Raw genomic sequence first — 24484 nt, 5'->3', positions numbered from 1 at the left:
TTGTTCCGAAGAACTTGGCAATCGCCATCAAACGCCCACGCTTATCGGCTGTATGTTGTTAACGATCCTCGCATCGATCAGCAAGCTCTTCACTTGCCTTTCTTTGCCGTCTTCGCTGCGATCAGCGAAGCCCTCGATTATGCCGTATTTTTTAGAGACCGGTCAACTCTTTTTGCCGTTTCGTTTGCGATTCGCTTCTTTCGTCGCGTCTCGCTGTCGTCATCAGCGCAGCCCTAGATTCTATACCGACTTTTTATCGTCTGTCGACGCTAGAGCTGATTTTTTCTCCGCCGTTTTCGTTGCCGCTTTCGCAGCGCCGTCATCAGCGGAGCCCGCGACTATAGCACGGGGAAAACCCCTACGCCAGTCCCGTGAACGGTAACGAGCGGTAGCGCTTACCGGTCAACGCAAACAGCGCGTTCGCGACCGCGGGCGCAATCGGCGGGACGCCGGGCTCTCCTACTCCGCTGGGGGGGCGGTCGCTGGCAGCGATCCACGTCTCCACGGAAGGCGCGGAAGCGAGTCTGAGCATGGGGTAGTCGGGGAAGTTCCCCTGCTGCACGGCTCCCTCGTGGATGTCGATTCGCCCATGGAGCGCAGCCGTCAGCCCGAACACGACCGCACCCTCCAACTGCTGCGCCACGATCTGGGGGTTCACGACCGTGCCGCAATCGATCGCGCAGGTCACTCGGTGGACGCGCGGCTGACCTTTCTCCAGGGAGACCTCGGCAATCTGGGCCACCACCGACCCGAAGGACTCGTGCAGCGCCAGGCCGCGCGCCCGGCCCGGCGGTAGCTGGCGCAGCCACCAACCGGCCTTCTCCGCCGCCAGATCCAGCACCGCGAGATGGCGCGGCGCCTTTCGCAAAAGACTGCGCCTGAACTCCAGCGGATCCTGATTCAGCTCCGCGGCGAGCTCGTCGACGAAGGCTTCCATGAAGAATGCGTTGTGCGAGTGGCCAACGGAGCGCCAGAAGCCGACAGGCACCCCCGTCCGCGTGAAGACATGCTCGATGCGCTGGCGCTCGAAACCGTAGGGCTGGTCGAACAGTCCCTCAGACGCCGTCTTGTCCGGAAGATCGATCGGACCGGCCAGCGACGGCAGCACCCGCTCCATCCAGCGGGGCGAGATCGCGTCGCCCGCGGATCTCACATGCAGCCCGACCGGCTCGCCGGCAGGGCCGATCGCCGCCCGCAGCCGCGCCACGTGCATCGGACGATAGAAGTCGTGCCGCGTGTCTTCCTCGCGCGACCAGATCATCTGGACCGGCTCGCCCGGCATGTCCTGGGCGATGCGCACCGCCTGCGCGACGTAATCCACCTCCAGGCGCCGGCCGAAGCCTCCGCCCAACAAAGTGACATGGAGGTCGACGTGGTCCACCGGGACCCCGGCCACCCGTGCGGCGGCTTCCCTGCACATCTGCGGGACCTGCGTGGGAGCCCAGACTTCAACGCGATTGCCATGGACGCGCGCCGTGGCGTTCATCGGCTCCAGCGTTGCGTGTGCCAGGTAAGGCGCGTGGTACGTCGCTTCGAAAGAGCGCAGGCCGGACGGCTCCGGCTCGCCCTTCCCGTAGAAGCGATAGCCATCGCCCTCGTCCAGCGCGGCCTCGAGTGTCCGCACGCTGGCGCGGGAATCCGGTCCGGCATGGGCCGGGGCCCGCCACTCCACTTCCACTGCCTGGGCGGCCTGCCGCGCATGCCAATGACTCTGGGCGACCACGGCGAACCCTGCCGTGGACCCCGCATAGGCCGGCAGCATGACGAGGCGATCGACCCCCGGCATGGCGAGGGCCGCCTTCGCATCGATGCGCCCGGGCTGCCCACCGATCTGCGGCGCGAGCCGCACGGCGGCATACCGCATCCCGGGCAGGCGCACGTCGATGCCGAAGCGGGCGCTGCCGTTCACCTTCGCCGGCACGTCCAGTCGCGGCGCCGGCTTGCCGATCACGCGCCAGTCCTTGCGATCCTTCAACAGCACCTGGCCGGGAGGCGTCGCCGACGCCACGCGCGCCAGCTCGCCGTATGTGGCCGAGCGTCCCGACGCATGCGAAACCACGCCGTTGCTGACCCGCAGCTCCTCCACCGGCAGCTTCCATTGCAGCGACGCCGCTCCCACCAGGGAGGCGCGCGCCGTCGCCGCGGCCAGGCGAACCACCTCCCAGGCATCGGCGACGCTGGTCGACCCGCCCGTGGCGTTGATGCCCAGTTCGCGCGCCACCTTCCCCACCAGCCAGCGCCCCGCCCTGGTCCGGCCGAAGCCGTCCTCGCGCTCCTCTTCCAGTGGATGGAAGGGCAGGTTCCCCTGCAGCACCGCTACGTTGCCGTAGATCGCATCCCAGCCCGCCTGCTCGATTCGCATGGCCGACAGCGGGACGTCGAGTTCTTCCGCGGCGAGCTGTGGAAGCGCCGTGTGCACCCCCTGGCCCATCTCGCTGCGCGGCATGGCGAGCACGACGCCGCCGTCCGGCAGGATCTTGATCCAGCCGTTCAACGCGATGTCGCCTTCGCCGGGCGCCATCAGTCCCGCGAGTCCCACGCGCGAGCGCTGCGGCAAGGACAGCCAGCCGACGACCAGCGCGCCGGCGCTCGCCGTCCCGAGCAGCCAGGCGCGTCGTTTCATGCTTTCCCCCCGGACGCACGCTTGATCGCCAGCCGCACCCGCTGGTAGGTTCCGCAACGGCAGATGTTGGTGATGGCCTCGTCGATGTCGGCGTCCGTCGGCTTGGGCTTCTTCTCGAGAAGCGCGGCGGCCGCCATCAACATGCCGCTCTGGCAATACCCGCATTGCGGCACCTGCTCCGCAATCCAGGCGGCCTGCAGCCGATGCGGCTTCGCCGCGGAGCCGAGTCCTTCGATCGTTTGCACCGCCTTGCCGGCGACGCTGCCCACGGGCAGCACGCATGAGCGCACCGCCTGCCCGTCCACGCGCACGGTGCACGCACCGCACGCCGCGACACCGCAGCCGAACTTCGTGCCGGTGAGCTGCAGCAGATCGCGCAGCACCCAAAGCAGGGGCATCGCCGGATCCGCCTCCACCTGCATGCGCGTGCCATTGATGTTCAGATCCACGGAACCCCTCCTCGAACGGCTGGTCCCACTATAGCCAAGCAAGCCGCTGCAAGCGCCCACGCGAGCGACGCGCGGCAGCGGTGATACGCTCGCTGGCTTTCCCCCGCGCAACCATGGCCCTCATCACGCTCGCCAACGCCCAGCTCGCCTTCGGGCATGTGGCGCTGCTGGACCACGCCGATCTCTCGCTGGAAACCGGTGAGCGCATCGGCCTCATCGGACGCAACGGCGCGGGCAAGTCCTCGCTGCTGCGCATCCTCGCCGGCATGGAACGGCCCGACGACGGCGAAGTCCAGCGTCAGCAAGGCCTGCACACCGCCTTCGTCGCGCAGGACCCCGTGCTGGACGAATCCGCCAGCGTGTTCGAATCCGTGCAGTCCGGCCTGGCCGACGTGATCGCGCTGATCGACGCCTACACGCACGGCCACGGCGACCTCGACACCTTGCAGGGTCGCATCGAGGCGCATGACGGCTGGAACTGGCAGCAGCGCGTCGACGAAACCCTGCATCGCCTGCACCTCGACCCCGACGCGCGCATCGGCGCGTTGTCCGGCGGCAACCGCAAGCGCGTGGCCCTCGCACAAGCACTGGTGCGCAAGCCCGACGTCCTGCTGCTCGACGAACCGACCAACCACCTGGACCTCGACTCGATCGAATGGCTGGAGAACCTGCTGCGGGAGTTCCGCGGCAGCGTCGTGCTGATCACCCACGACCGCGCTTTCCTCGATCGCGTGGCGACGCGCATCGTCGAACTCGATCGCGGCCGCCTGCAGTCCTATCCGGGCAACTTCAGCCAGTACCAGGCCCTCAAGCAGGAACAGCTGGCGCAGGAGGCGGTGGTCAACGCCAAGGCCGACAAGCTGCTGGCCCAGGAAGAGATCTGGGTGCGCAAGGGCGTCGAGGCGCGCCGCACGCGCTCGCAAAGCCGCATCGGCAGGCTCGAGCAGTTGCGTGACCGGCGCGCGGCACGCCGCGATGCCCTCGGCCGCGTGAGCATGGATGTGGCCACCGGCCAGCCGGGCGGAAAGATCGTCGCCGAGCTCACCCAGGTCGGCAAGTCCTTCGGCGATCGCGCGATCGTGCGGGACTTCACCTCGACGATCCTGCGTGGCGACAAGATCGGCCTGGTCGGACCGAACGGTGCGGGCAAGACGACGTTGCTGAAACTGATCCTCGGAGAGCTCGCACCCGACACCGGCAAGATCCGGCTGGGCACCAACCTGCAGGTCGCCTACTTCGACCAGATGCGCAGCGCGCTGAATCCCGATGCCACCCTGGAGGATTTCATCAGTCCCGGCAGCGAATGGATCGAGATCGGCCGCCAGCGCAAGCACGTGAAGAGCTATCTCGGCGATTTCCTGTTCTCGCCGGCGCGCTCGGCCTCGCCGGTGCGCTCGCTCTCCGGCGGCGAGCGCAACCGCCTGTTGCTCGCGCGCCTGTTCGCCCGGCCGGCCAACGTGCTGGTGCTGGACGAACCGACCAACGACCTCGACATCGACACCCTCGAACTGCTCGAGGAGCTGCTGCAGGACTACGAGGGCACCGTGTTCCTGGTGAGCCACGACCGCGCGTTCCTCGACAACGTGGTCACGAGCACGATCGCGTTCGAGGGCGATGGCCACTGGCGCGAATACGAAGGCGGCGTCGAGGACTGGCTCACGCAGTCGCGGCGCGCGCGCGCGCTGGCCGAAGCCGCCAACCCGGCGCCCGCCCCGGTGGCCAAGGAGGACAAGCCCGCGCCAACGCCGGCACCCACCGCGGCGCGCCGCAAGCTGGGCTACAAGGAACAGCGCGAACTGGAAGCGCTCCCGGGCCTGATCGACGCGCTGGAGCAGGAACAGAAGACGATCCATGCGGAGCTCGAACGCGGCACGGTCTACAGCGACGACCCTGCGCGCGCGGTGCAACTGGCCACGCGCACGACGGCCATCGACGACGAATTGACGGCCGCCCTCGAACGCTGGGAGACCCTGGGCAAACTGTAGGTGCCGGCCGTCACCCACTGACGGCCATTGCTGACCTTCGCCGCCCCCGCGCGCACAACCCGGCGGCTACAGTCGCTCACCATGAGTGACAGCTGTATAGCCACCCGAGCATCGGCAACGTTTCCGTCGTGGATGCGAGTGTGGCGATGGCTGTTCGCCGCTTGGATGCTGGGATGGGCGAGCGGCTGTGCCAGCCTGCCGGCCAATGACAAGCAGACGCCCTCCACCGCCTTCACGCAGCACGAACGAACGGCGCTCGGGCAGCTCGCGCAGGCGCGACGTTCGCAGGCCGGCGCGCGCAGCGACTCCGGCTTCTTCCTGCTGGACTCCGTGGACAACGCGCTGGCCAGCCGCATCGCCCTGGTCGACGGCGCGACGCGCGCCCTGGACCTGCAGTACTACGCGATCCACGCGGATGCGAGCACCGAAGTGCTGCTGCAGAAGATCCGCGATGCGGCCCGCCGCGGCGTGCGGGTGCGCATCCTGCTCGACGACTTCAATTCCGTCGGCGAGGACGCGCAGGTGCTGCGCCTCGCCTTCGAGCCGAACGTCGAGGTCCGGCTGTTCAACCCGCTCGCGGGCCCCCGCAACAACATGCTGGGCCGCATCATCACCTCGCTGCACGACGTCGGCCGCATGCAGAAGCGCATGCACAACAAGCTGTTCATCGCCGACAACGCCTGGGGCATCACCGGCGGCCGCAACCTGGGCGACCGCTACTTCGGCAGCGGCGACAAGCAGAACTTCGTCGACCTCGACGTGCTGGCCGCCGGACGCGCCGTGCGCGACATGTCCGCCAGCTTCGACCGCTTCTGGAACGACAAGCTCGCCTACCCGGTGCAGACGCTGCTCGACGAGGACGATCTCGAAACCCTGCGCAAGTGGGAGCCGCCCGCCGCGCCGGCACGTGGCGCGGCGAGCGAGCCGCCCAAGCCCGTGCTGCCGGTGACGGTCTCGCCGACCGTGCTGCCCTCGGTGTCCCCGGCCGAAGCGGCGCAGGCCGAGCGCCCGCCGCTGGACCTGCGCACCATCCCGCTGGTCTGGGCGCCGGCCACGCTGCTGGTGGACGAGCCCGGCAAGATCGCTCCCGGCGACGACGAGGTCAATGCCGGCGACACCGTGATCGACGGCCTGCTGGCGCTCATGCAGCAAGCCGAACGCGAAGTGCTGATCATCTCCCCCTACTTCGTGCCGGGGGAGCGCATGATGGCCGTGTACGAACAGTTGCGCAAACGCGGGGTGCGCATCCGCGTGCTGACGAACTCCCTCGCATCGAACGACGCACCGGCGGCGCACGCCGGCTATGCGCGCTACCGCAAGGCGCTGCTGGAGATGGGCGTGGAGCTCCACGAGATGCGCTCGGACCCCGAAACGGCGGCGGAGCTGCTCGGCTCGAGCCGTGGCAACGGCACGCGCCACCGCTGGTTCGGCAGCGGCCCGGGCGGCTCCAAGGGCGATGCGGCCCAGGCCCGCGCCAGCCTGCACTCGAAGGCGGTGGTGATCGACCAGCGCGGGGCGATCATCGGCTCCATGAACCTGGACCTGCGCTCGCAGCTGAAGAACAGCGAAGTGGCGCTGCTGATCCGGGGCCCCGCGATGGCGCAGGTGGTGACGCGCCGGGTGGAGCACACGCTGACCACCGGCGCCTACCGCGTCGAGAACCGCGGCGGCGACCTGTACTGGCGCGCGCCCGCCGGCGCAAGCTTCGGGGACGAGAAGGCCGACCCCGGCGCCAGCACCCGGCTCAAGCTGATGGTGCGGCTGCTCGGGCCGTTCGCGCCCGACGAGATGCTCTAGCCGCCGCAAACGGTCTCACATCCGCTTCACCAGCTCCGAATACCTCTTCCAGAACGCGGCGTCCTGGGTCGTCGCGAAGTTGATGCGCATCAGCGTGCTGGGCGTGCGCTCGGCGTGGAACAGCGCGCCGGGCGCGAGCAGGTAGCCCTCGTCCAGCATGCGCTGCGAGAGCGCGTCGGTGTCCACGCCCGTGTCGACCCAGCCGAACAGACCTGCCGGCTCCGCGGCAAAGCGGCAGCCGGCATTCAGCGCCAGCTTCACGCTGCGGCCGCGCGCCACGTCGAGCCGCGTGCGCACGCGCTCGCTGTGGCGCCGCAGCTGCCCCTGTTCGATGCACAGGGCCAGCGCCCTTTCCAGCAAGGCCGGCGTGGTGAGCGTCCCCAGCAGCTTGGTATCCAGCATCTGCTCCACCAGCGGCGCCGGCGCCGCGAGGAAGCCGATGCGCCAGTTGGGCGCCAGGATCTTGGCGAAGCCGCCGACATAGATCGTGCGCTGCAGGCCGTCCAGCGCCGACAGTCGCGTGGCGTGCGCCGGCGCGATGTGGCTGTAGGTGTCGTCCTCGACGATGTGGAAGTCGTGCTGGTTGGCCAGCTGCAGCACCCGGTGCGCGCTGCCCGGCGACAGGCAGTAGCTGGTGGGGTTGTGGAACACGCTCACGCTGACGTAAAGCTTGGGCTTGTGCACCGCGCAGTAGCGCGCCATCACCTCGAGGTCGGGTCCGTCGGCGCGCCGCGGCACCGGCAGCAGGTGCATGCCCAGGGCGGTCAGGCGCGCGAATTCGACGGCCCAACCCGGTTCTTCCACCATCACCGGATCGCCGGGGCGCAACAGCGTGCGGCTCACGATGTCCAGCGCATGCGTCGCGCCCACCGACGTGATGATCTGCTCGGGCGAGGCCGGCACGTTGAGGCCGGCCAGCTTCTGCGACAAGGCGCGGCGCAGGCTGCTGTCGCCCAGCGGCTCGCCGTATTGCAGGGAGAAGTCGTGCAGCGCCCGGGTGCTGGTCACCTTCCGGACGGCGGCGGGCATGAAGGTCGACTCCAGCCAGTCCGAGGGGAACACGCCCATGCCCGGCTGCGGCTTGTTGCTGATCTTGTGGAACATGCCGCGGATCTGGGAAGTGGCGTTCACCGGCGCGGGCCCGCGGCGCGCGACGATCCAGTGCGCCGCGTTGAAGCCGGTAGGCAAGGCCGGCGCGGCCTCCTCGCCGCCCTCCACGCGCGGCAGCGAGGCCTCGCGCACGAAGAAGCCGCGGTTCTTGCGCGCCTCCACCAGGCCCTGGGCGAGCAGCTGGTCATATGCGGCGACCACCGTGGACGGACTCACGCCGTGCTGCTCCGCGCACTGCCGCACCGAAGGCAGCCGCGTGCCGGGCGCCAGCAGCCGGTTGCGGATACGCTCGGCGAAGCGGCCGGCCAGCTGCTCCGTGAGCGATTGCGAAGAGGCCTTCATCAGCATGGGAGCGTCCTGGGTGTATTGCCGTCTGCGCCAGTACAGAAGCCATGGTGATCTGGCAAACTGTACTGGTGGTGTACTGGTGCCGGAGATTACATTGCTCTGCACGCCGCCGCAAGCGCCCTCATGAATCCCACCGAAGTCACCGCCCTGCTCCTGTTCTGCACCGCCATGAGCTTCTCGCCCGGGCCGAACACCACGCTGTCCACCGCGCTCGCCGCCAACGGCGGGCTGCGACGCGCCTTGCGTTTCTGTGTCGCGGTGCCCGCCGGCTGGACCCTGCTGATGATCGGCAGCGGCCTGGGCCTGGGCGCCCTGGTGCTCGGCGTGCCGGCGTTGCGCTGGGCCGTGAAGATCGCGGGCGTCGGCTACATGCTCTGGCTCGCGTGGAAGCTCGCGCGTGCCGACCGCCTGGCGCAGGTCGACGAGCGCCGCTTGCGCGTCACCTTCCTGCAAGGCGTCGGCCTGCAATTCCTCAACATCAAGGCGTGGATGCTGGCGCTGACGCTCACTGCCGGCTGGGTGCTGAACATGGGAGGCCAGCCCGCCGCCAACCCCGGCGAGCGGCTCGCGATCATCTGCGCCGTGACCGCGGTGTTCGCCTTCACCAGCAACTTCACCTACGCGCTCGCCGGCTCGCTGCTGCGCCAGTGGCTGTCGCAAGGGCGCCGGCTGCTGTGGTTCAACCGCACCCTGGCTTTGGTGCTCGTGGCCACCGCCGCCTGGATGGTGACCGTATGAGCCCCGCCGAACGCAAGGGCCTCTGGTTCGGCTTCATCGGCGTCGCGATCTTCGCGCTGACGCTGCCGATGACGCGGCTGGCCGTCGGCACGCCCGAAGCACCCCTGATGTCCGGCGTCTTCATCGCGCTCGGCCGCGCCACGGTCGCCGCGCTGCTGTCGATCGTCTTCCTGTGGGCGACCCGCGCTCCCTTGCCGCGCCGGCAGGACTGGCTGCCGCTCGCGATCACCTCCGCCGGCGTGGTGTTCGGCTTTCCGCTGTTCACGTCGGTGGCGATGCGCTACGTCGAGGCGGTCCACGCGAGCGTGATCGTCGGGGTGCTGCCGCTGGCCACCGCGCTGGTCGGAGCGCTGCTGCATCGCCAGCGTCCTTCCACCGGCTTCTGGCTGTGCGCCGCGGTCGGCAGCGCACTGGTGGTGGCCTTCGCCGTGATCCGCTCCGGCAACGGACTGGCACTGCACATGGCCGACGTGCTCCTGCTTGCCGCGATGGCTTGCGCGGCAATCGGTTACGGCTGGGGCGCGAAGCTCTCGCAGCGCATGCGCGCCGAGCACGTGATCTGCTGGGCGCTCGTGATCTCCCTGCCGCTCACGCTGCCGCTGGCGATCGGGTCGCGTCCCACGGCGGCGGTGCCCGCCAGTGCCTGGCTCGGTTTCGCCTACGTCTCCGTGTTCTCGATGTGGATCGGCTTCTTCGCCTGGTACCGCGGCCTCGCCCTGGGCGGCACGGTGCGCGTGAGCCAGGTGCAGCTGGTGCAACCCTTCCTCAGCATGCTGTTCGCCATGCCCCTGCTCGGCGAACGCCTCGACCTGCTCACGCTCGGCTTCGGCCTGGCCGTGATCGCCACCGTGTTCGCCGGCAAGAAGATGCCGGTGCGCAGCGCGGCCCCGTCCGCGCCCATCCTCCCTGCAGCCGTGGAACCCCGATGAAACGAGACGACCTGCCGCCCGCGACGGGCTGGACCCTCGCGCGCCGCGCCGAGCGCATGAACCCTTCCGTGATCCGCGACCTGCTCAAGGTCACGGAGCGGCCCGGCATCATCAGCTTCGGCGGCGGCCTGCCCTCGCCGCGGACCTTCCCGGTTGCGGCTTTCGCAGAGGCCTGCGAACGGGTACTGCGCGACGACGGACCCGGCGCGCTGCAGTACGCGTCCAGCGAAGGCTACGGCCCGCTGCGCGAAGCGATCGCGGCACGGCTGCCCTGGAAGGTCGATCCGTCGCAGGTGCTGGTCACCACCGGCTCGCAGCAGGGACTGGACCTCGTCGCCAAGGTGATGATCGACACCGGCAGCCGCGTGCTGGTCGAAACGCCGACCTATCTCGGCGCGCTGCAAGCGTTCGCGCCGATGGAGCCGGAAGCGGTGGGCGTCGCCAGCGATGGCGAGGGCATCGATGTCGCGGACGTGGCCCGCCAGCGGGGCGACGCACGCTTCCTGTATGTGCTGCCCAACTTCCAGAACCCCACCGGCCGCACCATGAGCGAGACGCGCCGGCAGGCGCTGGTGCACGTCGCGCGCGCGACGGCGCTGCCGATCGTGGAAGACAACCCTTACGGCGACCTCTGGTTCGATGCGCCGCCGCCCGCGCCGCTGACCGCGCGCAACCCCGAGGGCTCCATCTACCTGGGCTCTTTCTCCAAGGTGCTGGCGCCCGGCTTGCGCCTCGGCTACATCGTCGCGCCCGCGGCCGTCGCTCCCAAGCTGCTGCAGGCCAAGCAGGCGGCCGACCTGCACAGCCCCAGCTTCAACCAGCGGCTGGTCGTCGAGGTGCTGCGCGACGGTTTCCTCGATCGGCACGTGCCGACGATCCGCGCCCTCTACAAGGCACAGCGCGACGCCATGCTCGCCGCGCTGCAACGCGAGATGCAGGACCTCGACGTGCGCTGGAACGCGCCTGACGGCGGCATGTTCCTGTGGGTGCGCCTGCCCGCAGGCATGGATGCGATGGCACTGCTGCCCAAGGCGGTGGAGAGGAACGTTGCCTACGTGCCCGGCTCCGCTTTCTACGCCGGCGAGGCGGACCACCGCACGCTGCGGCTGTCCTTCGTGACCGCCAGCCAGGAACAGATCGCTACCGGCATCGCGGCGCTCGCCACCACGATCCGCGAAAACCTTCCGGTGCGGCCATGCTGAAACTCTGGGGCCGGATCTCCTCCATCAACGTGCGCAAGGTCGTCTTCACGGCGCAACTGCTGGAACTGCCCTTCGAGCGCATCGACGCCGGTGCGGCCTTCGGGGTCACAAGGACGCCCGGGTACCTCGCGCGCAATCCGAACGCGCTGGTGCCGCTGCTCGACGAAGGCGACTTCACGCTGTGGGAGTCGAACGTGATCGTGCGTTACCTCTGCGCGAAGCATCCGCAGCGCGGCCTCTATCCGCAGGAGCTGCGCCCGCGCTTCGATGCCGAGCGCTGGATGGACTGGCAGCAGACCACGCTGAATCCCGCCGGGCGCGAGGCTTTCATCCAGCTGATCCGCACGCCGGAAGAGAAGCGCCGCCCCGAGGCGATCGCCGCCTCGGTCGCCGCCACCGAGCCGCTGCTGGCGATGGTCGATGCGCAGCTCGCCAACCAGGCGTACATGGCGGGCGACCACCTCACCATGGCCGACATCCCGATCGCCTGCGAGATGCACCGCTGGTGGGGCCTGCCGCTGCAGCATCCCGACCATCCGAACCTGCGCCGCTGGTACCAAGCCATGCGGCAACTGCCCGCCGCCCGCGGCGCCCTCGACATTCCCCTGAGCTGACCATGCGCCTCCGTCCCTTCCAGCAGGTCGATGTCTTCACCGCCACGCCTTATCGCGGCAACCCCGTCGCGGTGGTGCTCGATGGCGAAGGCCTGACGACCGGGCAGATGCAGCAGTTCACCAACTGGACCAACCTGTCGGAGGCCACCTTCGTGCTGCCGCCCACGCAGGCCGGTGCCGACTACCAGCTGCGCATCTTCTGCCCCGGCCGCGAACTGCCCTTCGCCGGCCACCCCACGCTGGGCAGTTGCCATGCCTGGCTCGAGGCGGGCGGCCGGCCGAAAGGCGAATACGTCGTGCAGCAGTGCGGCGTCGGACTGGTGAAGATCCGTCGGGATGAAGATCGACTCGCCTTCGCCGCCCCGCCGTTGCGCAAGGGCGGCCCGCTTCCGGAAGAAGAGCTGGCGCTGATCGCGCGCGGCCTCGGCGTGGCGCGCAGCGACATCGTCGGCCATGCCTGGTGCGACAACGGCCCCAACTGGCGCGGCGTGATGCTGAAGTCGGCCGAACGGGTGCTGGCGCTGAAGCCGGACGGCAACGTGCTTTCCGGCCTCGACGTCGGCGTGGTCGGCCCGCGCGGCAAGGTCGGCGTGGTCGGCTCGCGCGGCGCCGACGACGAGTGCGCTTTCGAAGTCCGTGCATTCTTCCCCGGCAACAACGGCATGGCGGAAGACCCGGTGACCGGCAGCCTCAATGCGGCGCTGGCGCAGTGGCTGATCGGCGCGGGGCTCGCGCCCGAGCGCTACGTCGCGAGCCAGGGCACGGCCCTCGGCCGCGCCGGCCGTGTCCACGTGCAGCGCGACGCGGCCGGCGAGATCTGGATCGGCGGCGCGTCGGTGACCTGCATCGCCGGAACGGTGCGGGTCTGACATGAACGCGCGCATCGACCACCTGGTGGTGGCCGCGGCCAGCCTCGAGGAAGGCGCGGCCTGGTGCGAGGCAACTCTCGGTGTCTTGCCCGGGCCCGGCGGCGAGCATCCGCTCATGGGCACGCACAACCGGCTGTTGCGCATCGCGACCGTCGACTATCCGCGCACCTACTTCGAGATCATCGCGGTACAGCCCGGACGCGAGCCGCAGCGCGCGCGTCGCTGGTTCGACCTCGATGAGGAACAGGTGCGCGACACGCTGCGCCGCCGCGGTCCGCGGCTGCTGCACTACGTGGCCAACCTGCCCGACGTGCGCCAGGCGGTGGCCGCCTGGCAGGCGCTCGGCATCGAACGCGGCGAAGTGGTCGAGGCTTCCCGCGAGACGCCGCGCGGCTTGCTGCAGTGGCAGATCACGCTGCGCGGCGACGGCGCGCGGCTGTTCGACGGCACGCTGCCGACGCTGATCGAATGGGGCAGCACGCACCCCGCATCGGCGATGCCGGAGTCCGGCGTGACGCTCCACTCCCTCGTCGCCACGCACCCGAAGGCGACGCAACTGCGCGCGGCAGTCGAAGCGATCGCACTGCAAGGCGTCGCCATCAAGGACGGTCCGGCCAACCTGTGCGCCGTGCTCGACACGCCACGCGGCCGCGTCCGCCTGGAATCCGAAGGACTGTGATGCTCACACTGCCCGAAGTCGCCCTGTTCGCGCTCACCGCGCTGCTGCTCGTGCTCACGCCCGGGCCGAACATGGTCTATTGCGTGTCGCGCGCGCTGTCGCAGGGCCGCGCCGCGGGCCTCATCTCGCTCGCGGGTGTGCTGCTCGGTTTCGTGGCGCACCTGGTCGCCGCGACGCTCGGCCTGACGGCGGTGCTCACCGCCGTGCCCTTCGCCTTCGACGCCCTGCGCATCGCCGGCGCCGCCTACCTGCTGTGGCTCGCCTGGGATGCGCTGCGCCCGGGCGGCAGTTCGCCCTTCGTTGCGCGGCAACTACCGGTCGATGCGCCCGGCCGCCTGTTCCGCATGGGCCTGCTCACCAACCTGCTCAACCCCAAGGTCGCGATCTTCTACCTGTCCTTCTTCCCGCAGTTCCTGCATCCCGAGCGCGGCAGCGTGCTGCTGCAAAGCCTGCAGCTCGGCGCGGTGCAGATCGTGATGAGCGGCACGGTCAACGCCTTGCTGGTGTTCGGCGCGGCCCGCATCGCTGGCTTCCTGGCCCGCAGCCGCGGCTGGCTGCAGGCGCAGCGCTACCTGATGGGAACGGTGCTGGGCGCGCTCGCCGTGCGCATGGCCCTGCTCGAACAGAAGTAGTCGCGCCTGGGACGCGCCCGGCCGGGCGCCTTTGCCAGAATCGCCGCATGGGCACCCTTTACCTCGTGCGGCACGGCCAGGCTTCCTTCGGCGCCGACGACTACGACCAGCTGAGCGAGCTCGGCCAGCGCCAGAGCGTGCGCCTGGGCGAGTACTTCGCCGAGCGCGGCATCCACTTCGATGGGCTCATCGCGGGCACGCTGCGCCGGCACAAGCAGACGCTGGCCGGCATCCTGCAAGGCATGAACCGCGCCGGCGAGCACCTGGCCTGGGAAGGCCTCAACGAGTACGACAGCGAGGCGCTGATCGCCACCGTGCATCCGGACAAGCTGCCCAAGCCCACCTCGCCGGAGATGTATCGGCACCATTTCCGTCTGCTGCGCGACGCGATGGCGCGCTGGATGGCGGGCGACACCCGCCCGCAGGGCATGCCCAGCTATCCGGCCTTCGTGCAGGGCGTCTCGAGCGCGCTCGACCACGTCCGCGCCAACCACTACGGGCAGAACGTGCTGGTAGTCACCAGCGGCGGGCCGATCGCGACGGCAGTGGGCCACGTGCTCGGCACGCCACCGGCGACGACCATCGAACTGAACCTGCGCATCCGCAACACGGCGATCACCGAGTTCGCGTTCACGCCCAAGCGGCACATGCTGCTCACGTTCAACGGCATCCCGCACCTCGATGCCGCAGCCTACGAGGACTGGGTGACCTACGCCTGAAGCTGGGGCGCGCTCGCGGGAAAGAGGATGCGCCAGGCGCGCCGCTCGCCCGGCAGGCGCACGTCGGGCTCGAAGGTCGCGCCGTGCAGCGCCGCCACCTTCTCCACCACGCGATGCCCGAGCCCCAGGCGTAGCGGCTGCACGCGCGCCGACGCGGCCTCGCCGGGCGCGCCGGCGCGCAGCGGGCCGTCGTCGCTCACCTGCAACGAACGCGCCGCGGGATCGAGCTCCACTTCCACCTGCGTGCCGGGCGGCGTGTGCGCCAGCGCGTTCTGCACCAGGTTGCGCAAGGCCAGCTCCAGCAGCACCGGATGGCCCGACACCGGGAACGGTCCCGGGCTCGCCAGTCCCAGCTCGCGCCCGCCGGCATGCGCATCCGGCGCGAACTCCGACACCACGCGGCGCGCCACCGCATCGAGATCGAGCTGCTGCGCCGCTTCGTCCAGCTCGGCGCGGCTGGTGCGGGCGAGCGCGAGCAGCTGCGCCAGCACGTCGCCGGCGCGCAGCGCGTCCTCCTGCAGGCGCGCCACGGCGGCCGCCTGCGAGGGGCCAGGCGGTGCGTCCTGCACGCTGCGCGCCTGCAGGGCGATGGACGCGAGCGGCGTGCGCAATTCATGCGCGATCTCGTTGGCCAGCGCGCGTTCGCGCGTCAGCACCAGCTGGTAGCGGTCGACCAGGCGGTTGATCGCGTCGACGGCGGCGGCGAGCTCCTCGTAGCGGCCCGGCGCCTGCACCTTGTGCGCCCGGTGCGGATCGAGCGCGTGCACATCGTGCGCGAGCTCGCGCAGCGGCTTCAGGCCGCGGTGGATCGCCAGCCCCAGCAGCAGCGCCACCACGGGCAGCAGCCACAGGCCCGGCTCGGTCACCTGTTCGGCGATGTCGGCGGCCAGCTCGTCGCGCTCCGCCTCGGACAGCATCACCGTCAGCTTCACCGTGCGTGCCGGGTCCCAGCGCGAGAACGCACGCCAGGCCTGCGCCGGCGTGCCGAGCGACACGGACGCAAATCCCTCGGGAACTTCGAAGGGCGGCGCGGGCGCATCGCCCGTATGCGAGAGCAGCCGGCCCTGCGCATCCCACACCACCACGGTCAGCGAGCTCTGGTAGTCGTGCGCCTTCAGCTCCGGTTTCGCGATCATGCGCGGCGGCACGCCGTTGGGCGCGAGGCCGCCCTGCGCCAGCGGCAGCAGCAGCGAGCTCACGCTGGCGAGGTGGCCGTCGGTGAGTTCGTCGGCCTCGTGCTCGCCGGTCTTGTAGCCCACCACGATGAAGGTGGCCCACACGATCGTGAGCGCACCCAGCACCCAGGCGAGCAGGTGGCGCGTGAGGCTGGGTGCCGGCCTCATGCCCCGGGCTCCGGCTCCGCCGGCACGTAGTAGCCGACGCCGCGCACGGTGCGTACCAGCGTGTCCCCGAGCTTGCGCCGCAGCTTGTGCACGTGCACCTCGATCGCATTGCTTTCCAGCACGCTGTCGAAGTTGTAGAGCTTGGCTTCGATCTGCGGCCGCGACAGCACGTGCGGCCGCGCTTCCATCAGCGCCAGCAGCACGGAAAATTCACGCGCCGACAGGTCCACCGGCCGGCCGGCCCGCGACACGGTCCGCGCCGCCGGATCGATCTCGATGTCGCCGTGGCGGAGGGTCGGCTGCGCCCGGCCGGCCAGGCGCCGGCGCAAGGCACGCATGCGCGCCGCGAGTTCGTCGGGGTCGAAGGGCTTGGTCAGGTAGTCGTCGGCGCCGAGGTCCAGCCCCTCGATGCGGGAAGCGACCTGGTCGCGCGCGGTCATGATCAGCACCGGCGTGGCCGGGTCCGGCAGGCGGCCGCCAGGCGCCTCGCGCAGCCGCCGCAGCAGCACGGTGCCGTCGCCGTCCTCCAGCCCCAGGTCCAGCAGCACGACGTCGTACGGCTCGGAGCACAGCGCACTCCAGGCCGTCGCGATCGCCGGCAGGCAATCCACCGCGTGCCCCGTGCGCCCCAGGTGGGCGGCCAGGCCTTCCGCGATCCCCTTGTCGTCCTCCACCACCAGCACGCGCATGGGGACATTGTGCCCGTTAAGGAGAATTTAAGTTCCCGTCGCGAGCATCCGCTCCCATGACGACACGCTGGAGCCGCGCGCTCCCCGAATCCGCCTGGATCACGTTCGCGCTGCTCGCCGTCGCCCTCGCGTGGGACGCGAGCGGCCTCGACCTGCCCTTCGCGCACCTGGCCGGCTCCGCCCAGGGATTCCCATGGAAGGATCATTGGTTCCTCTTCGACGTGCTGCACGAAGGCGGCCGCCATCTCGCCTGGCTGCTCGTGCTGGGACTGTGCCTCGCGGTCTGGTGGCCCGTGGGCCCCCTCGAGCGGATCACGCTGCGCCGCCGGGTGCAACTCGCGGTGAGCACGCTGGCCGCGGCGCTCGCCGTCGGCGTGCTGAAGAAGGCCAGCCTGACCAGCTGCCCCTGGGAGCTCGCGCAGTTCGGCGGAGTCGCACGCTACGCCTCGCACTGGAGCCGCATCGTCGATGGCGGCGCGGGCCAGTGCTTTCCGGCGGGGCACGCGTCCTCCGGCTTCGCCTTCCTCGGCGGCTATTTCGTCTTCCGCGACGTCGACCTGCGCCTGGCGCGCCGGTGGCTGCTCGGCGCGACGGCCGCGGGTCTCGTCCTCGGGCTCGCGCAGCAATGGCGCGGCGCCCACTTCATGAGCCACACGCTCTGGACGGCAGTGGTCTGCTGGATCGTGGCCTGCGGCGTGGATGCCGCCTGGCCGCAGGCCACGGCACTGGCGGGGAGTTGAAGATGCGGATTCCTTCTTCACGCGGCGTGCAGCCCGCCGTTCTGGCGGCCGGCGCGAGCCTGTGGATGGCCACCGTCGGCAACGTGGCGCTCTGGCGCGAGCTCCACGCGCTCGGATTGCTGGGTACGCCGGGCGGCTGGCTGCTCGCGTTCACGCTGGCTGGCCTGCTCGCCACCACGCTGTTCGCGCTCCTGAGCCTGCTGGCCTGGCGTCCGGTGCTGAAGGGCGCCGTGATCCTGCTGTTGTTCGTGTCCGCCGCGGGGGCCTACTTCATGTGGACCTACCGCACGGTGATCGACAGCGGCATCGCGGCCAGCGTGCTGCAGACCGACGCCGACGAAGTGCGGGCCCTGCTCACCGCGCCCTTCGCGCTGACCCTGCTGGTGCTCGCCATCGTGCCTTCGCTGCTGGTCTGGCGGCTGCCGCTGGCCCGGCGGCCCTGGCCGCGGCAGGCGCTGCGCAACACGGGCGCCGCGGCGATCGCCCTGCTGCTGTTCGCCGTACTGCTGCTCGCCAGCTTCCAGTCGCTCGCCTCGACGATGCGCAACCACAAGCACCTGCGCTACCTGCTCAATCCGCTGAACACGCTCTATGCCGCCGGCCAGGCGGGCATCGGCGACCGCCATGCCAAGGGCGGACTGCTGCCGCTGGGACGCGATGCGCACCTGCTCGCTTCCGGCAGCAAGCCGCCGCTGCTGATCCTGGTGGTCGGCGAAACGGGCCGCAGCGGCAACTTCGGCACCAACGGCTACGCGCGCGACACCACCCCGGAGCTGCGGCAGGCGGGCGTGGCGAGCTTCCGCAACGCCTGGTCCTGCGGCACGCACACGGCGGCCTCGGTTCCCTGCATGTTCTCGCACCTCGGTCGCGATGGCTTCCTCGCCCGCGACCAGGATTCGGAGAACCTGCTGGACGTGCTGCAGCACGCGGGCCTCGCCGTCCTCTGGATCGACAACCAGCCGGGCGGATGCAAGGGCGTGTGCGACCGCGTCCCGCACGTCAACACGTCGGCCCTGCGCGACGCCGACCTGTGCGCGGGCGGCCAGTGCCACGATGGCATCCTGGTTGCCGGCCTCGACGCGCGCATCGCGGCCCTGCCCGCGCAGCAGCGCGAGCGCGGCGTGGTGCTGGTGATGCACCAGATGGGAAGCCACGGCCCGGCCTATGCGGAGCGCACGCCCGCGGCCTTCAAGCGCTTCCTGCCGGAGTGCGCCAGCGCGCACCTGCCGGACTGCAGCGGCGAGCAGCTGCGCAATGCCTACGACAACACGATCGCCTATACCGACCACGTGCTCGGCTCCGCGATCCGGTGGCTTCGGGGCCGCGCCGACTTCGACGGCGCGCTGGTCTACGTCGCCGACCACGGCGAGTCCCTCGGCGAGAACAACCTGTACCTGCACGGGCTGCCTTACGCGCTGGCGCCCGACGTACAGAAGCACATTCCCTGGGTCACGTGGCTGTCGCCCGGCTTCGAGCAGCGCGGCGGCGTCACGACGCAGTGCCTGCAATCGCGCGCCGGCGCGCGCATCACGCACGACAACCTGTTCCACTCCGTCCTGGGCCTGATGCAGGTGGGCACGTCCGCCTACCGGCGCGACCTCGACGCCTACGCCGACTGCGGCGCCCACTAGCCGGCGGGCTACGCGTCGTGTCGGTACACTGCCGGGATGGACAGCACGACGGCGAGCGATCGCGACACCTGGTGGGTGGCCTGCCTGTGCGCCGCATGGTGCGGCGTGTGCCGCGAGTGGCTGCCGCTGTTCACCGGCCAGGCGCGCGCGCATCCGCACATGCAGTTCGCCTGGGTCGACGTGGAAGACGAAGACGAAGCGATGGGCGACGTCGACATCGAGACCTTCCCCACGCTGCTCGTCGCGCGCGGCGACGAAGTGCTGTTCCTCGGTCCCATCCCGCCCTCGGCCACGCAGTTCACGCGCATGCTGGCCACCCTGCATGCTCAACCTCGTCCCGCGCCGGGCCTGCCCGAGGACGCCGGCGCGCTGTTGCAGCGGCTTCGCCGCGAAGTTTTCCCCCGCACCCTCGTCTGACGAGGTAGGGAAGCTCCTACACCTGCCTGCATCGACGCCTGACGAGCGTGCACCGCGCGTGCAAGCTCAATCGGACCATGGACGGCGCAGACCGGACATGCAGTTCCAACATCCAGTTTTGCAAGGAGATTTTGACCATGGCTTCCAACAACCAGGGCAACTCGGGCGGCAAATCCAATCGTGGCTTCGCTTCCATGGACCCGCAACGCCAGCGCGAGATCGCCAGTGAAGGCGGCCGCGCGGCCCACGAGAAGGGCACGGCCCACGAGTTCACTTCGGAAGAAGCCCGCGAAGCCGGCCGCAAGGGCGGCATGGCCCGCAGCGCGAACCGCCGCAAGGCGATGGAATCGACCGGCAGCAGCTCGCACGCCAGCGGCAGCATGAACGGAAGCGGTTCGCACGGCGGCAGCGGCGGCAGCGGCAACAGCGGCGGCGGCTCGCACGGCAGCTACTGAGGCGCGAACTTTTCACGCGGTTCGATCGCCGCGCAGCGGCATCACCCAGGGGTTCCAGGCCGCGACAGCGGCCTCTTTTTCGGCCGGGTCACGGAGACCCGAGCAAGGAAGGTGCCTCAGTACTCGGAGACCTGCCACTCGCCGAGCATGCGGACCCGCGCGTCGAGGTCCTCGGGCAGGTCCTGCGCGGCAGGCGCCGCTTGCGCGCCCGGGGCCGGCGCGGCTTCGCTGGAGGCGACGGGGCGATCCGCGTCGCGCGCGGGACGCGGGGATCGGGACTGGAAGAGGGCCGAGAAGCGCATGAGGTTCTCCTGCCCCACAGTCTAGTCAGGCGACCATGACAATGGCATGAACGGCCACGCGGCCTGCGCAAACCTGCGCAGGCCTGTCGCCGCGCTCCAACTCGGCCGTTCGGGAGAGGCTCAGTGGTTCTGGCCTTGCGACTGCGACTGCGATTGCGCGGGCTGCCCGCCGTTGCCGGAGCGATCGGGCTCCGCCGGCGACGAGATGTCGCCCAGGGACACGGCCACGTCGACCTCGTCATCGGGATCCTTGGCGGCGATGTCGCCGAGGGACACGATGCCCACCAGGCGGTCGTTGCCGTCCACCACCGGCAGCCGGCGGATCTGGGCCTCGGCCATCTCGCCCAGGACCCGGTCGACGTCGTCGTCCTCCTTCGCGCAGCGCACGTGGGCGCTCATCACGTCGGCCAGCTTCATGTTCTGCACTTCGCCCTGCTTGGCCAGGCCGCGCACCACGATGTCGCGGTCGGTCACCATGCCGACCAGCTTGTCGCCGTCGCACACGGGGATCACGCCCACGTTGAGCTCGTCCATGCAGCGCGCCGCCTCGACGATCGAGTCGTTGGGGCCCAGGGTGCGCACGTCGCGGGTCATGACATCTGCCACCGTTGTCATCGATTTCTCCTTCGCAAGATTGGCTGAACCACCGCCCAATCTAGGGAGCTGGCGCGGCGCCGGTGTCGGTGGGCTCGCAAGCTCGCGTAGGACGCCTGGGCGTCCCGCGGCTCAGCCCGCGTACACCGCCTGCGGCCGCTCGCCCGCCAGCGCCTGCAGCAGGTTGGTGGTGGCCAGCCGCGCCATGGCGTAGCGCGTCTCGTGGGTGGCGGAACCGATGTGCGGGAGCGCGGTGACCCGCGGATGGCAACGCAAAGGGGACTCGAGCGGCAGGGGCTCGGTGGCGAACACGTCGAGGCCGGCGGCCCGGAGATGGCCGCTGTCCAGGGCCGCCAGCAGCGCGGCCTCCTGCACGGTCGCGCCGCGGCCGCCGTTGACGAAGATGGCGCCGGGCTTCATCAGAGCGAACTCGCGCGGCCCCATCAGGCCGCGGGTCTCGTCGGTCAGCGGCAGCGTGGCGGCCACGATGTCGGAGGTGGCCAGCAACTCGTCCAGCGGGGTGTGGAGCGCGCGCCCGGCGAGTTCCGGCACGTCCACGGCATGGGGGTTGTGGTAGCGAACGGGCATGCCGAAACCGAGCGCCGCGCGGCGCGCGACGGCCTGGCCGATGCGGCCGAAACCCAGGATCCCCAGGGTCTTGCCGTTGACGTCCCAGCCGAACAGGTCCTCGCCGATGTTGCGGCTCCAGCGGCCCTCACGCACGTGGTTGGCCAGTTCGACGACGCGGCGGTTGGTCGCCATGACGAGCGCGAACACGGTGTCGGCCGTGGTCTCGGTGAGCACGCCCGGCGTATGGCACAGCAGGATGCCGCGCTCGCGCAGCGCGGCCAGGGGATAGTTGTCGACCCCCACCGAGATGCTGGAGACGACCCGCAGCTGCGGCGCGATGTCCAGCAGCGCCGGCGTGATCGCGTAGCTGGAGCCGACCAGGCCGTGCGCCCGCGGCAGCGCTGCTTCAAACGCGGCCTTCTGTTCCGGTTTGCGCGGGTTGGCCACCACCACGTCGTGCAGCGCGGTGAGGCGGGCGAGCTGGTCGTCCGGCAATTCGCGGAAGACGACGACGTTGCGCCGGGTGCTCACAGCTTCGCAGCCTCGAGCTCGGCGCGCGTGGGCAGGCCTTCGGTATCGCCCAGCACCTGCACCGCGCGGGCGCCGATCCAGGCGCCGCGGCGCACCGCGTCGGGCACGCTTCGCCGTTCCAGCAGTGCACTGACGACCCCGGCCGCGAAGCCGTCGCCCGCGCCGACCGTGTCGACCACTTCGGCGACCGGGAATCCCGGCACGTGGCCGCGGCCCTGGTCGCTGTCGTAATAAGCGCCTTCCGGCCCCAGCTTCACCGCGACGAGCCTGGCGCCGCGTTCGCGGTAGAAGCGCGCGATCGCCTCCGGCGTCTGCTCGCCGGTCAGGAAGCGGCCTTCCTCCAGCCCGGGCAGCACCCAGTCGGCCTGGAAGGCGAAGGCGTTGATTTCGTGCCGCATCTCCTCCGGCGTGGCCCAGAGCGTCGGCCGCAGGTTCGGATCGAAGGAGATGGTCCGGCCGGCCGTGCGCATCACGTCGAGGGTCTTGCGCGCCGCCGCGCGGCAGTTCGCGGAGATCGCGGGGAAGACACCGGTGGCGTGCAGGTGGCGCGCGGAACGCAGCCAGTCGGCGTCGACGTCGTCGGGCGTCATCTGGCTGGCCGCCGAGCCCTTGCGGTGGTATTCCACCAGCGGGTCGCTGCCGTCGGTGACGCGGCCCTTGAACTGGAAGCCGGTGCGCTGGGTGGGGTCGCACACCACGCGCGAGCAGTCGATGCCTTCGCGCTGCATCTCGCCCAGCAGGTAGCGCGCCATGGAATCGGTGCCCAGGCGGCTGGCCCAGCCCACCCACAGCCCCAGGCGGGCCAGGCCGATCGCCACGTTGGTCTCGGCACCGGCGGTGCGCTTGTGGAAGGACGGCACCTGCTCCAGCGGGCCCGGGCGGTCCGCCACCAGCAGCATCATCATTTCGCCGAACAGGGCGACGTCGAAGCGCGGCTCGACGCTCATGCAACGGCTCCCAGCGTGGCGGCGACTTCGCGCAGCAGGCCGACCTGTTCGCGCGTCACGGCCAGCAGGTCGTCGCCCGCCAGCGGGTATTCGATGGCCCAGGGCAGGCCGCGCGGCAGCGTGCGCAGCACGGCGCGCCAGGGCGCGGCGGACTCGGCGAGCGGCACCGCGACCCATTTGGCCGGCAGGCGCTGCACGCCTTTGCAATGCACGTAGCGCACACGGTGGGCGCAGGTCTGGGCCGCCTGCAGCGCGGACTCTCCGACCCAGTGCCAGTTGCCCATGTCGAAGGTCATGCCCAGGGGCAGGCCGCTTTCCTGCGCCGCGCGGAAGAAGCCCTCCACGGCGGCGAGCGAGCCGGCCGCCACGGTCTGGTCGTTCTCGATCACGAGCTCGATGCCCTTGCCTTCCAGCAGCCGCGCGAGCTGCGGCAGCGTAGGCACGGAGCGCGCACCGAAGCCGCCGATCGACATCTTGAGGCGCGGCGCGCCCAGCACCTTCGCGGCGTGCAGCGCGCGGTCCAGCGCACCCGCGTCGAGCGCACCATCGGCGGACCACAGGCCTTCCGGGCTGGAATACACGATGGCGAAACCGCCTTCACGCACGACATCAGCGATGGCAGGCAACTCCCTGGCGGCATCCACCAGCAGTTCGCCGCGAACTTCGACGCCATCGGCGCCGGCTTCGCGCGCGAGCCGGGTGAACCACAGCTGCCCATGGCGGCGCACTTCCGCCGCCCCGAACGACGACAGCGAAATCAGGACTTGCTGCATCACGCGGCAACCGGATGGTGATGCGAGCTGAGGATCTGCCCCAGGAAATTGCGCGTCTTCTCGTTCTGCGGCGCGGTGAAGAAGCGCTGCGGCGGCGCCTGCTCCACGATGCGGCCGTCGGCCATGAAGATCACGCGGTCAGCCACGCTGCGGGCGAAGCCCATCTCGTGCGTGACGCAGAGCATGGTCATGCCCTCTTCGGCCAGGCCGATCATCGTGTCCAGCACCTCCTTGACCATCTCGGGGTCCAGCGCGGAAGTCGGCTCGTCGAACAGCATGATGCGCGGCGTCATGCACAGCGCGCGGGCGATCGCCACGCGCTGCTGCTGGCCGCCGGAGAGCTGGCTCGGGTACTTGTGCGCCTGGTCCGGGATGCGCACCCGCGTGAGGTACTTCATCGCGGTGGCCTCCGCCTCCTCCCTGCCCACGCCGCGGGTGCGCATCGGCGCCAGCGTGCAGTTCTGCAGGATCGTGAGGTGCGGGAACAGGTTGAACTGCTGGAACACCATGCCGACCTCGGCGCGCACCTTGTCCACGTTGCGCTTGTGCGCCGTGAGGTCGATGCCGTCGACCACGATGCGGCCCTGCTGCACCGGCTCCAGGCCGTTGATGCAGCGGATCAGCGTGGACTTGCCGGAGCCCGAAGGCCCGCAGATCACGATGCGCTCGCCGGGCGCGACCTGCAGGTCGATGTCGCTCAGGACCTGGAACTTGCCGAACCACTTGCCCACCCCTTCGAGGCGGATGATGGGTTCGGCGCCGGCCTGGGCCGCTCTGTCGTTCATGGTGTTCCCCGCG

At 70.2% G+C, this 24484-nt stretch carries 26 protein-coding genes; 15 read left to right on the top strand and 11 right to left on the bottom strand.

Annotated features, from left to right (window positions below; all coding sequences use genetic code 11):
- The coding region (locus VF522_RS08585) for a hypothetical protein (protein ID WP_330907823.1) at positions 1–237 on the top strand (237 nt) is incomplete at its 5' end.
- Positions 238–358: 121 nt separating this feature from the next.
- Here VF522_RS08585 and VF522_RS08580 read toward each other — a convergent pair.
- The gene (locus VF522_RS08580) at positions 359–2623 is read right to left on the bottom strand and encodes a xanthine dehydrogenase family protein molybdopterin-binding subunit (protein WP_330907822.1); all 2265 of its coding nucleotides are present in this window, start codon (positions 2621–2623) and stop codon (positions 359–361) included.
- Entirely contained in the window at positions 2620–3072 is a 453-nt protein-coding gene (locus VF522_RS08575) for a (2Fe-2S)-binding protein (RefSeq protein WP_330907821.1), read from the bottom strand. Before VF522_RS08575 ends, VF522_RS08580 begins: the two co-directional genes overlap by 4 nt.
- A 113-nt stretch (positions 3073–3185) precedes the next feature.
- On the opposite strand from VF522_RS08575, the gene VF522_RS08570 reads away from it, so the two are divergent.
- Both VF522_RS08570 and VF522_RS08565 read left to right on the top strand, forming a co-directional pair.
- Positions 3186–5057 (top strand): ABC-F family ATP-binding cassette domain-containing protein, encoded by a 1872-nt coding sequence (locus VF522_RS08570; protein ID WP_330907820.1) that lies wholly within the window; start codon positions 3186–3188, stop codon positions 5055–5057.
- 132 nt (positions 5058–5189) lie between these two features.
- Entirely contained in the window at positions 5190–6854 is a 1665-nt protein-coding gene (locus VF522_RS08565) for a phospholipase D family protein (RefSeq protein WP_330907819.1), read from the top strand.
- 15 nt (positions 6855–6869) lie between these two features.
- Here VF522_RS08565 and VF522_RS08560 read toward each other — a convergent pair whose 3' ends face one another.
- Positions 6870–8312: a PLP-dependent aminotransferase family protein gene (locus VF522_RS08560; RefSeq protein ID WP_330907818.1), complete on the bottom strand. Its 1443-nt coding sequence runs from the start codon at positions 8310–8312 to the stop codon at positions 6870–6872.
- A 123-nt stretch (positions 8313–8435) separates the two neighbouring features.
- Between VF522_RS08560 and VF522_RS08555 the strand changes: the two genes are divergently transcribed.
- From VF522_RS08555 to VF522_RS08520, 8 genes are read left to right on the top strand one after another with little or no spacing between them, the layout of a single operon-like run.
- Positions 8436–9050: a LysE family translocator gene (locus VF522_RS08555; protein ID WP_330907817.1), complete on the top strand. Its 615-nt coding sequence runs from the start codon at positions 8436–8438 to the stop codon at positions 9048–9050.
- Positions 9047–9979 (top strand): DMT family transporter, encoded by a 933-nt coding sequence (locus tag VF522_RS08550; RefSeq protein ID WP_330907816.1) that lies wholly within the window; start codon positions 9047–9049, stop codon positions 9977–9979. Before VF522_RS08555 ends, VF522_RS08550 begins: the two co-directional genes overlap by 4 nt.
- Positions 9976–11181, top strand: a complete 1206-nt coding sequence (locus tag VF522_RS08545) for a PLP-dependent aminotransferase family protein (RefSeq protein WP_330907815.1) — start codon at positions 9976–9978, stop codon at positions 11179–11181. The genes VF522_RS08550 and VF522_RS08545 overlap by 4 nt, the downstream gene beginning before the upstream one ends.
- Positions 11175–11795: a glutathione S-transferase gene (locus tag VF522_RS08540; RefSeq protein WP_330907814.1), complete on the top strand. Its 621-nt coding sequence runs from the start codon at positions 11175–11177 to the stop codon at positions 11793–11795. The genes VF522_RS08545 and VF522_RS08540 overlap by 7 nt, the downstream gene beginning before the upstream one ends.
- Before the next feature lie 2 nt (positions 11796–11797).
- The gene (locus VF522_RS08535; RefSeq protein WP_330907813.1) at positions 11798–12664 is read left to right on the top strand and encodes a PhzF family phenazine biosynthesis protein; all 867 of its coding nucleotides are present in this window, start codon (positions 11798–11800) and stop codon (positions 12662–12664) included.
- 1 nt (position 12665) lies between these two features.
- The gene (locus tag VF522_RS08530) at positions 12666–13343 is read left to right on the top strand and encodes a VOC family protein (protein WP_330907812.1); all 678 of its coding nucleotides are present in this window, start codon (positions 12666–12668) and stop codon (positions 13341–13343) included.
- Entirely contained in the window at positions 13343–13975 is a 633-nt protein-coding gene (locus VF522_RS08525) for a LysE family translocator (protein WP_330907811.1), read from the top strand. Before VF522_RS08530 ends, VF522_RS08525 begins: the two co-directional genes overlap by 1 nt.
- Positions 13976–14022: 47 nt before the next feature.
- Positions 14023–14694, top strand: coding sequence for a histidine phosphatase family protein (locus tag VF522_RS08520; protein WP_330907810.1), 672 nt, complete (start codon positions 14023–14025; stop codon positions 14692–14694).
- On the opposite strand, the gene VF522_RS08515 is transcribed toward VF522_RS08520, so the two are convergent.
- Positions 14685–16037 carry a histidine kinase dimerization/phospho-acceptor domain-containing protein gene (locus VF522_RS08515; protein WP_330907809.1) on the bottom strand — a complete coding sequence of 451 codons (1353 nt, stop codon included), beginning with the start codon at positions 16035–16037 and terminating at the stop codon, positions 14685–14687. The two genes, VF522_RS08520 and VF522_RS08515, sit on opposite strands and share 10 nt — an antisense overlap.
- Complete coding sequence (locus VF522_RS08510) at positions 16034–16726, bottom strand: response regulator transcription factor (RefSeq protein WP_330907808.1); 693 nt, start codon at positions 16724–16726, stop codon at positions 16034–16036. Before VF522_RS08510 ends, VF522_RS08515 begins: the two co-directional genes overlap by 4 nt.
- Before the next feature lie 56 nt (positions 16727–16782).
- Here VF522_RS08510 and VF522_RS08505 point away from each other — a divergent pair, with 56 nt between their 5' ends.
- From VF522_RS08505 to VF522_RS08490, 4 genes are all read left to right on the top strand, one after another.
- Positions 16783–17466: a phosphatase PAP2 family protein gene (locus VF522_RS08505; RefSeq protein WP_330907807.1), complete on the top strand. Its 684-nt coding sequence runs from the start codon at positions 16783–16785 to the stop codon at positions 17464–17466.
- 2 nt (positions 17467–17468) lie between these two features.
- Positions 17469–19097: a phosphoethanolamine--lipid A transferase gene (locus VF522_RS08500; RefSeq protein WP_330907806.1), complete on the top strand. Its 1629-nt coding sequence runs from the start codon at positions 17469–17471 to the stop codon at positions 19095–19097.
- Between the two features lie 36 nt (positions 19098–19133).
- Positions 19134–19514: a thioredoxin family protein gene (locus tag VF522_RS08495; RefSeq protein WP_330907805.1), complete on the top strand. Its 381-nt coding sequence runs from the start codon at positions 19134–19136 to the stop codon at positions 19512–19514.
- A gap of 137 nt (positions 19515–19651) precedes the next feature.
- On the top strand, positions 19652–19969 hold the full coding sequence (locus VF522_RS08490; RefSeq protein WP_330907804.1) for a KGG domain-containing protein: 318 nt from the start codon (positions 19652–19654) through the stop codon (positions 19967–19969).
- 116 nt (positions 19970–20085) lie between these two features.
- Here VF522_RS08490 and VF522_RS08485 read toward each other — a convergent pair whose 3' ends face one another.
- The 6 genes from VF522_RS08485 to VF522_RS08460 all read right to left on the bottom strand — a co-directional run bounded on the left by VF522_RS08485 (position 20086) and on the right by VF522_RS08460 (position 24471).
- Complete coding sequence (locus VF522_RS08485) at positions 20086–20271, bottom strand: hypothetical protein (RefSeq protein WP_330907803.1); 186 nt, start codon at positions 20269–20271, stop codon at positions 20086–20088.
- A gap of 120 nt (positions 20272–20391) precedes the next feature.
- On the bottom strand, positions 20392–20886 hold the full coding sequence (locus VF522_RS08480) for a CBS domain-containing protein (protein WP_330907802.1): 495 nt from the start codon (positions 20884–20886) through the stop codon (positions 20392–20394).
- Positions 20887–20997: 111 nt separating this feature from the next.
- Entirely contained in the window at positions 20998–21966 is a 969-nt protein-coding gene (locus tag VF522_RS08475) for a D-glycerate dehydrogenase (RefSeq protein ID WP_330907801.1), read from the bottom strand.
- Positions 21963–22913: a sugar kinase gene (locus tag VF522_RS08470; protein ID WP_330907800.1), complete on the bottom strand. Its 951-nt coding sequence runs from the start codon at positions 22911–22913 to the stop codon at positions 21963–21965. The genes VF522_RS08475 and VF522_RS08470 overlap by 4 nt, the downstream gene beginning before the upstream one ends.
- Positions 22910–23686, bottom strand: coding sequence for a sugar phosphate isomerase/epimerase family protein (locus VF522_RS08465; protein ID WP_330907799.1), 777 nt, complete (start codon positions 23684–23686; stop codon positions 22910–22912). The genes VF522_RS08470 and VF522_RS08465 overlap by 4 nt, the downstream gene beginning before the upstream one ends.
- Complete coding sequence (locus VF522_RS08460; protein ID WP_330907798.1) at positions 23686–24471, bottom strand: amino acid ABC transporter ATP-binding protein; 786 nt, start codon at positions 24469–24471, stop codon at positions 23686–23688. Before VF522_RS08460 ends, VF522_RS08465 begins: the two co-directional genes overlap by 1 nt.
- Between the last annotated feature and the right edge of the window lie 13 nt (positions 24472–24484).

Origin of the sequence: Ramlibacter sp. (assembly GCF_036383835.1) — a bacterium.
Lineage (GTDB): Bacteria > Pseudomonadota > Gammaproteobacteria > Burkholderiales > Burkholderiaceae_C > Ramlibacter.
The sequence above is the reverse complement of the archived record's forward strand: the minus strand, read 5'-3'. Positions and strand labels throughout refer to the sequence as shown.